At 66.0% G+C, this 8,519-nt stretch carries 10 protein-coding genes; 1 reads left to right on the forward strand and 9 read right to left on the reverse strand.

Annotated features, from left to right (window positions below; translation table 11 throughout):
• Window positions 1-23: 23 nt before the first annotated feature.
• The gene (locus EPO41_RS27205; protein ID WP_296332202.1) at window positions 24-1,427 is read left to right on the forward strand and encodes a hypothetical protein; all 1,404 of its coding nucleotides are present in this window, start codon (window positions 24-26) and stop codon (window positions 1,425-1,427) included.
• Here EPO41_RS27205 and EPO41_RS27210 read toward each other — a convergent pair.
• From EPO41_RS27210 to EPO41_RS27250, 9 genes are all read right to left on the reverse strand, one after another.
• A complete protein-coding gene (locus tag EPO41_RS27210; RefSeq protein WP_296332203.1) occupies window positions 1,424-2,551 on the reverse strand; it encodes an META domain-containing protein in 1,128 nt (375 codons plus the stop codon). The two genes, EPO41_RS27205 and EPO41_RS27210, sit on opposite strands and share 4 nt — an antisense overlap.
• Window positions 2,552-2,631: 80 nt before the next feature.
• On the reverse strand, window positions 2,632-3,675 hold the full coding sequence (locus EPO41_RS27215; protein WP_296332204.1) for an AI-2E family transporter: 1,044 nt from the start codon (window positions 3,673-3,675) through the stop codon (window positions 2,632-2,634).
• A 36-nt stretch (window positions 3,676-3,711) separates the two neighbouring features.
• The gene (locus tag EPO41_RS27220) at window positions 3,712-3,936 is read right to left on the reverse strand and encodes a hypothetical protein (RefSeq protein WP_296332205.1); all 225 of its coding nucleotides are present in this window, start codon (window positions 3,934-3,936) and stop codon (window positions 3,712-3,714) included.
• 8 nt (window positions 3,937-3,944) lie between these two features.
• Window positions 3,945-4,760, reverse strand: a complete 816-nt coding sequence (locus EPO41_RS27225; protein ID WP_296332206.1) for a hypothetical protein — start codon at window positions 4,758-4,760, stop codon at window positions 3,945-3,947.
• Window positions 4,761-4,773: 13 nt separating this feature from the next.
• On the reverse strand, window positions 4,774-5,346 hold the full coding sequence (locus tag EPO41_RS27230; protein ID WP_296332207.1) for an MgtC/SapB family protein: 573 nt from the start codon (window positions 5,344-5,346) through the stop codon (window positions 4,774-4,776).
• 2 nt (window positions 5,347-5,348) lie between these two features.
• Entirely contained in the window at window positions 5,349-5,738 is a 390-nt protein-coding gene (locus EPO41_RS27235; protein WP_296332210.1) for a PRC-barrel domain-containing protein, read from the reverse strand.
• Between the two features lie 86 nt (window positions 5,739-5,824).
• Window positions 5,825-6,325, reverse strand: coding sequence for a hypothetical protein (locus EPO41_RS27240; protein WP_296332212.1), 501 nt, complete (start codon window positions 6,323-6,325; stop codon window positions 5,825-5,827).
• A 102-nt stretch (window positions 6,326-6,427) separates the two neighbouring features.
• Window positions 6,428-7,714, reverse strand: coding sequence for a hypothetical protein (locus tag EPO41_RS27245; protein WP_296332214.1), 1,287 nt, complete (start codon window positions 7,712-7,714; stop codon window positions 6,428-6,430).
• Window positions 7,711-8,001, reverse strand: coding sequence for a DUF1036 domain-containing protein (locus EPO41_RS27250; RefSeq protein WP_296332216.1), 291 nt, complete (start codon window positions 7,999-8,001; stop codon window positions 7,711-7,713). Before EPO41_RS27250 ends, EPO41_RS27245 begins: the two co-directional genes overlap by 4 nt.
• Window positions 8,002-8,519: the final 518 nt, after the last annotated feature.

The following is an 8,519-nucleotide window of genomic DNA, read 5'->3' on the forward strand; positions in this document are numbered from 1 at the left end:
CGGCCAATGCTAGAAGCCTCCGCATGACGGCTGGCTCGCCCGCATCCGGATCGCTCTGGATCCGCACACTGGTCCTGCTGCTGCTCGTGGTCGTTCTGGTCACGGGCGCCGCGGTGGCGTACGCCCAGTTGTCCGAGGATCGAAGCGTCCCGGCCCCGCCGACGATCGCGGAGAAGCTTGTCATCCTGCAGGCGGAGCGCGCCGAGCTGCAGGCGCGTGCCGACAGCCTCGCGCGCATCGAGATGCTTTCGTCGTTCCGGGCGGCGAGCCTGCTGTTCGATGCGCTGGCCTCGCGCTACGAGTCTGAGCGTGAGCTGCCCTTCGACCGGTTGCCGGCCGCGCGACGGGAGGTGTTCGCCAGGCTCGAGGCGGTGAACGCAGCATTGCGCGCCGCTATCGATCGCCCCGGCACCGCCGGCGGCGCCGCTGCCGTGGCGCAGGCGGCCAGCGGAATTCCGGCGGACCTGGAGTGGATGGCGTCCTTCGATTTCTCGCCGGTCATTCTCTCCTACACGCCGACATTCCTTGCGCCCCGGCGCCCAGGGTCGAGCGACGCGCCGCCTCCCGCCGCTCCGGCCGGGGACGATCCCGTGATCGAGATCGAGGTTCTGGGCCTGCGACTGGCGAGGGACCGGACGCTGCCGGTGCTGACGATCGGCTCATGGCGCGGCGAGGCCCTCGTGACGCCCGAGCGCTTGAAGTTTGTCGTACCGCGCAGCGCCTTCCCGGCTGACGCCAGGCATGCCCGGCTTGCCTCCGGATCGCTTTTCCTGCGCCATGACTCGCGCACCGTGACGTTCCAGCTGCTTTTCACCTCGATCCCGGAAAAGGTGGGCTCGTTCGCGTTCGATCAGAAGGTGCGGTCCGCCGTACCGGAGTCGAACACGCTGGTATCGCCGGAAATATTGGCGCGCGCGCCGGCCGGCGAGGCGCGGACCGTGCGGCGTTGCTTCGATCCTCCGCCGGGATGGCGCTTCGACAAGAGCAAGAGGCGTGTGGTGATCGTCGAGCGGCTGGGCTGGATCGATGATATCCCCGACGAGACGATGAACAGTGGATCGGTCGCTTTCGTGCGTGAGGACCGTCCCAGCCAGATCTGCGTCGCCGTCGTGGCCAAGGCGGCGACGAAGGCGGCACGCACCGCAACGATCGGCCGCTTCGAGGCGACGCTGGTCCGGGACGTGGCAGTGGATCGCGTCGTACAGAGCGGGGTTCGCACTCTCGACTGGAACGAGTCCGTTCGCGTGCCGTTCGAGTCGGGAATGGTTGAGTGGAAACTCTACGTCCGGCTGTTCGACGAGATCGATCGTGAGTTTCAGGGGAGCGCTGACAGCGCCGCCGTTCCCTCCGGCTTCACGTTCCTGCACATTGCGATAGACGGCGGTAAAAGCCTGACGCTTCGGGCCGATACCGAGACGTTTCGTTAACTGCCTCGAGCCTCGAGGCGCATACGTCTCTTGCCTGCCGCGTCGATGAGATCGAGTGTCGTGCCGGAGATCTGCGCGGTCCGGATCGCATCGAGTGCCGCGAGGAAACGCTTTTCGATCGCCATTTCCGCCGGCGCGCACGCCATCATCGTCATCGGTCCCGGCGTGAAGCGAAGCCCGGCCGGGTCCAGAACATAGTCGCCGCCCATGGTGTTGCAGCCCGTCGAGGCGGTGAACTTGCCGAGATCGTCGAGGCGCATCAGCGGCCGCCGCCGCCAGTCCTCGAACGCGGGACGCTCGCCGTCGAGCTCGACCAGCCGCCACTCGGTATCGCGCAACGCTGACCCGCGGGACGCCAGCGCCGGGCAGGCGCCGCCGCGCTTCAGACCAAGGAAGCGATCCACAGTGACCGAGTTGTTGCCGTCGAAGCCGCCGATGATCTCGACATAGAGGCTGGTCTCACGAGAGGGCGTGGCGTCGACCCATGCCTTTTCGAGCTCGGGCTCGGCGCCGCCCGGAGCCACGCCATAGGTGCGGCCGACCAGGCAGGGAGCGAACAAGCCACCATCCTGCGCATCGCGATACATGCCCGAGAGGCGGAACCGGCCGTCGATCGGGTCCGGGGTAGCAGCCTGCGCAAGCTCGCTGCCATCGTCGGCAACCAGCTTGTCGGTCCCAATCTCGCGGAAGGCCCGTCGACTGCCCGCCCCACCGCGCAGGACCAGCCGTACGCCGCCCTCGACTTCCTGCGCCCACTCCCCCAGATCGAGCAGGGGGTCGGTCGATCCGTCTCGCTTCTCGCGCAGCCGGAACGTCCCGTCGGGAAACAGGGTGACCGTGAGGCCGCCGCCCTCGTAGGTGCGTGGCGGATCGCCCGGTCGGCCGGCGGCGTGGCACCGCATCGACCGTCCGGCGGCGGTGAGCGTCACTTCGCGGCCGCGTCCGCGCAACTCGTAATAGGAATCCGAATAGGCAAAGCCGGACCCCGCGGACACGCGAGACAAGTCTATGTCGGGTTGACCGGGCATGCGCAGCGTCGCCTGATCGCCGTCGTCCGAGAAGGAAGAGGCGAAGTCCATGCCGCCGGGACAGGAGTACATGACCTCGCCCCTTGGCGCCGGCATCGGCGACGGTCTCGGGTCCGATGAGGAAACCTGTGCGGCAGCTGCGGATGCGGCGAGCAGGAGGAGGAGGGGCAGCCGTTTCATGGCGTCGACTCCGGGATGCGGCCATCGGCGGACAGCAGGACGGCGACCGGCCGGGTCGTCTCGAACTGCGCGAGCACGATCAGCGCCACCACCATGATGGGCACGCAGAGGAACATGCCGACGACGCCCCAGATCGTGCCCCACACGATCAGGGAGACGATGACCACCAGCGGCGAGAGATTGAGCGAGCGCCCCATGATCGCCGGCTCGATGACGTTGGCCGTCACGACCTGGATCGAGCCGAATACCAGCAGCACGATCAGGAAGGGCGTGAGATTGTCGAACTGGATCAGAGTGAGCAACGCCGGCGCGATGATGGCCATGATAGAGCCCACGGTGGGGATGTAGTAGAAGAAGAACACCATCACGGCCCAGAAGCCCGCGAAGTCGACACCGACCGAGGACATGACGACGTAGGCCAGCGCCGAGGTGGCCGTCGCAAGCGTGGTTTTGATACGGATGTAGATGCGGATCTCGCGGTCGATGCGGGCGAGCACGGCCAGCACACGCGCCTCCTGGCCGTCGCCGTGGAAGATGGCGCCGAGCTTGCGCCTGAAGTGAACCTGCTCGACGAACAGGAACAGCGTGTAGATCAGGATGAGCCCGGCAACGCTCACCACCGAGGCCGCTGCGGTCGCGACGCTGCCCAGCGTGTCGGCAAGGCTGATGCGTGCGACCAGCTCCGACAGGGTCGGCGCCTGCTCGATACCGGCCATCTGGGTGGCCTGCTCGATCAGATGGGTGAGACGCGCTTCATAGCTCGGCACCGCCGCCACGACGGCCTGCACGTTGCGTCCGATCGTGCGTCCGACGATCCAGAACAGTCCACCGATCAGCAGGACCGCAAGGGACAGTGCCAGCGGCTGTGGCAGGCGCAGCCCGCCCAGCCTCGGCTGGGCGAAGGTGTCGGCCAGCGAATCGACCATGTACCAGAGCACGATGCCCAGAACGAACGGCAACAGCAGGCCGCGTCCAGCGACGAGCAGGAAGATCGTCGCCGCGATAACCACGGCCCAAAGTGCGGCGCGTTGCAGCGTCATGTCGTCATTATAGGCGATGTTGCGGCGGTGTGGGTGTCACGCCCGGCCGAGCACGGTGCGACCGCGTTCGGTGAGCTCGACCCGGTGTTCGCCGGCCTCGCCGCCACATTGGCGCACCAGTCCGTCCGCGCGTGCATCTTCCCAGACCGGGAAGCGCGGGCATGAACTCTGCCAGGCGTCGAGCACGTCCTCGCGGCGGCGCGGCCGTGCCGCGACCCATTGGAGGAACTGGATCATGATCAAGTCCGGGCTCGCCGACATGACGCCTCCTATTGGAAACCACAAGCCTGTGCCGTGGCTCCAACTGTCGCCCAACGATTGTTCTCGCGGAAGCAGCCGTTGGTCCAGTTCCCAGTGAAAATCTGCCCACCCGGGCCGCCCGACTTGGTGCCCCAGCCATTGGCCTTGTCGTCCGACCATTCACCCTCGTAGCGGGCCCCGTTCGCCCAGACGCGAACGCCGCGGCCCTGCATCTTGCCGTTGACGAATTCGCCTTCGTAGCGACCGCCGTCGGCGAACAGGATCGTGCCGCGGCCGGTCCGCTGGTTGTCGCGGAAGTCGCCGATGTAACGGTTGCCGTTGGTCCACACGTACATGCCGTGCCCCTGGGGCCGGCCCTCGCGGAACTCGGTGATCAGCTTGGCGCCGCTAGGGAAGACGTAGGTGCCCTTGCCGTCGCGCTCGCCGGCCTTGAACTCGCCTTCGTAGCGGGCCTTGTTGGCATAGGTCAGCTTGCCCTGGCCCTCATACAGGCCATCCTTCATTTCGCCTTCGTAGCGATCCGTCGGGACGCCGTTCTTTGTCCACTGCAGGACGCCCTTCCCCTGTGCCAGATCGTACTCGCAGCCGCCCGACCAGCTGATGCCGATATTCGGCTCGGCATTCATCATCACCACGCCGCAGCCGGTTTTCGGATCCTTGACCTCGTCGCTGGCGGCGGGGGGCTGGCCGGGTGTTGGAGCAACGGGAAGCTGGCGCGGCGCGGGGGCGGTGCCGAGTTCCGGCACCGGCCGCGACGTCTGGGCGGCGACCGGGAGAGCGGCCACTGCGGCCAGGAACAGAAAGGCAAAAAACCGACGGCTCATGAAGTGGCGGAGTCTAGCACCGCTGGCCGGCATCGTCCTTCCCGTCGTCCCGACCGTCTTGCTTCTTTCCGCCTTTCCTGTCGTCCTTGCCGTCATGCTCCTTCTTGTCCGCGGCGATGCCGAGCCGCACCTCGAAGGTATGGAGCAGGCCCATGACAACCAGGATCAGGAATGTGCCGAGCCCGGCGATCTGCCACAGGCCGAAGCCCGAGGAGAGACCGACAGCGCCTGCGAGCCACATGCCGGCACCGGTGGTCAAGCCCTGGACCTCGCCACGCGTAAAGAGGATAGAGCCCGCGGCCAGAAAGGCCACGCCAGCCGTCACTGCCTCGACCGCGCGGACCGGATCCACCGTAGTCTCTCGCCCGGCAAAGGCGGTAGAATGGGAAATCTCCACGGTAAGGATGCCGAACGTCGCCGCAGCGACGCAGATCAGTATATGGGTGCGCAACCCCGCTGGTCTTGCCCGCCATTCGCGCTCGAAGCCGATGAGCGCGCCGAGCAGCGCGGCGAACAGGAGCCGCGCTGCAATGACGGGAAAGGACAGGAATGTCGGGTGCGCGATCTCTTCGACCAGCGCGCCCATCGTTACGAGGAGTACTTGAACTCAGGGAGCGCCTTCAGCGAATCCTTGGTCGCGCCCGGCAGAACGATCTTCTTGCCGTCGGTCCTCATCTGCTCGTAGGGGAGGGCGACCAGCTTGTCGCCGACGCCGAGGAAACCGCCGACCGAGAGCACGACGAACGGCGCCTTGCCGTCGGGCCCGACGATGATCTCATCGATCTTGCCGACCGTGTCGCCGGCCTCGTTGACGACCGAGGAACCCAGCACCTTGCTGGCGCGGTAACCAGTCGAGAGCTTGAGAACGTCGACCTTCACGAGTTGGACGGTCTGCGGAGCGCCTTGGGCCAGCACGAGCGCCGGGGCGGCAAGGGCGGTGGCCGCGGCAACGGCGGCCGTAGCGAGAAGTGTGCGCATTGGGAGAAACTCCGTTGAGGGGAAGGGACCTTTCAACGGGCCGCGTTCGAGAGCGTTCCCTCTCCGGAAATCTGTGGCGTCGAAGTCTAGGGCGACGTGTGGTGCAGTGTGTGGTGAGGCGCCGACAGCGAGCGACGCCACAAGGTTATGGCGCGGCCGCTCAAATAGCCGGTAGAGGCCGCGACGGCGCAGGTCGCGCCGACTTCGAGAGTGGGGTCGGACAAGGCCAACGCCGCCCCCAATGCCACGATGACGCAGAGGGCCAGCAGGCACGCCGCCAGCAGCCCGTCACGCGCTTTGGGCAGGCGCAGCCGGCTATACATGCGATCGAGCTGCAATGTCAGGTAGGAAGCGCGCGCCACGCCGATCGCGATGCCGGCGGCCAGCCCCGCCAGCCACAGGCGCGGCTGCCGGGTCTCGGGATTTGCCATCGCCAGCAACAGAATTGCCGTCGCGAGAGCGAAGGGTACTGACGTAAACAGTTGGCCTGGCGGCAGTGAGCGGCCGCGCGCCTCCCGCAGCAGGGTAAAGATCGTGGCACACGCCAGGAAGACGACGATCAGGTGGAGGATGTTGAGCTTCGGCACTGTACCGAACATTAGGCGACTGAGGCTTACGAGTTGCTGACTAAGGCAAGGCAATTTCCTGACGGGCTGCAAATTCTGATGGCAAGCGACGCCGGGGCCCGATCAGCGGGCGGCAGGCGGTCCGCTGCAGGCCCGGCCCACTTCCGGGGCAATCCGTTCGGCGAATTTGCGCGAACCGCTGGCCAGGAAGTGCCCGACATCGCCGAAATCTGCCGGCTGCAGAGTATCCGCCGGCACCTCGATGTAGGTGTCGCCCAGCCGCTCGGCCTCGCGCCTGGTGATGCCATTCAACCACGCCATCATGACCGGGATCTCGGCGTTCCGGACGAAGGGCAACCACCCCGCCATCGGGTCGTCCTCCGGGCTGGCCTGGTTCGTGAGCTGCCCGATCCAGACCGTCCGGATGCCCCGGCCCCGATTGATGGCGGAGATGGTCGAGATGTTGCGGGCGTATATCTTCTCCAGAGCGGGATCGGGACCCGTTCCGCCACCGCCCTGGACGGGCGCCGGCGCCCGCACCGTATCGAAAGCCAGGATGGCGAGCTTCCCCAGGAAGGAGAGTAGCGGCGAGATCGAGAGCGTGGGACCGCCGATCCGGCGCGCGTCGAGGGCATCGATCTGGCCGACGAGGTGGTTCCTGGCATAGGCGGGATCGAGGTCGCGCACATGGGCGTTTCGGAGATCGTTCCAGCCAATGTAGTAGACGGCGCAGTTCGCGGGCACGCCGAAACTGTCCTGGTAGAAAGCCGTCTGGATGACGTGTTCCGACGTGGTGTAGCCACTCACCCCATGGTTGATGACGGCGAAGCGATCGGGGCCTAGCAGATGCTCAAGACGTTCGGCCCAGGTCTCGCCCTCGTGCACGAGGATATCCAGCGTCGTCGAGCCGCCGATCACGGCGATCACGGTCTTGTTCTTCAGTTCGCGGGGATCGCGCTCGCGGCCGCGCCGCCGTTCCGAATTGACGTAGGCGACCTCGCGCGTGCTGCGCGCGACGGCGGACGGCACCTGGCGCACTTGCAGGAGAGGGTGCCAATCGTAGTGCGGCCGGACGTAGTCGCGCGCGAACAGCGTCTCGGATGAGGAAAGCCGCAGCTTGTAGAGCAGCGCCGTTCCGAAGCCGAGACCGATCTCCACGGCCGCGAGCGACAGCAGGACCATCGTGACCTTCGGCCGGCGCGTGAAGACGATCGCGAGGACGAGCAGGGCGGCGAGATAGGAAAAATACCAGAAGCGGGGGGAATCGAAGTGGAACTCGCCCTTGATCGCCAGCCGCAGCGCCACGGCACCAACGACGATCGCGAGCAGGCAGGCGATCAGGAAGGCGATGGTTCGTTCGAAGTGGCGCGGGTGAGAAAGGCCGAGATGGTCGAGAAAAAGGGATTTCATGGCGTGAAGTTGTGAGTCCAGCCGTCCTGACGCCCCACGGTGACCAGATTGAAGAGGCGGCGCTGATGGTTGGGGCCGCAGGTACCTGCTCGGATCGTGAAGGCCTGGGGACTGGCGCAGACCGGAACCGTCCCCGTCCACTCCCGCCCGGACTGCTTGTCCTGCGCATGGACCAGATAGCGATCATATTGCAGGGGCCCCGACCACAGGAAGGTGCACGCATTCGGATTCGGCGGCAGCTCGTGCCAACCCTTGGAAATGACGATGCGGCTGCTGCCTTCGCTCACGCAGGTGTCCCGAGCCTTCGCGACTCGGCGATCAGCATCAAAATCGTGGAAAAAAGCTTTAGTCCCATCTTCCTCGCCCGCCAATCGATCCTGCGATGCCGTGACAGACGATGCAATGGCGGTCCTTCATCGCCCCAAGGGAAAGGCGAGGCTAATATTATGTCTCGACGAGGACGCTTTATGAGGGTTCCAGGATAGTTTTCCGTTGAAACTAACGATGGGCGGCACGCGAACCCGGGACTGTGGCTGGGGGGCCACAGTCGCGGCAACAATGAGTCTCGGACGCCTTCCTTTGTGGCGTGTGCCGGCCCGGCTCGGTTACATTCTCCTCGCTATCGCGACGAATTTTCGCCCCCACCCTCATGGCGACGGGCTGTGCAAGTATAGGGAGATATCTGATGAAGAAGGCTCTTCTGGCGGCTGCCGCCATTGTAGCGCTGCCGGTTGCGGCGCAGGCGCAGGCTCCGCAGCCGGGCGTCTACATTGGTGCCGAGGGCGGCATCAACTGGCTGACGAAC

Source organism: Reyranella sp. (assembly GCF_004297265.1).
In the GTDB taxonomy this organism is placed as follows: Bacteria; Pseudomonadota; Alphaproteobacteria; order Reyranellales; family Reyranellaceae; genus Reyranella.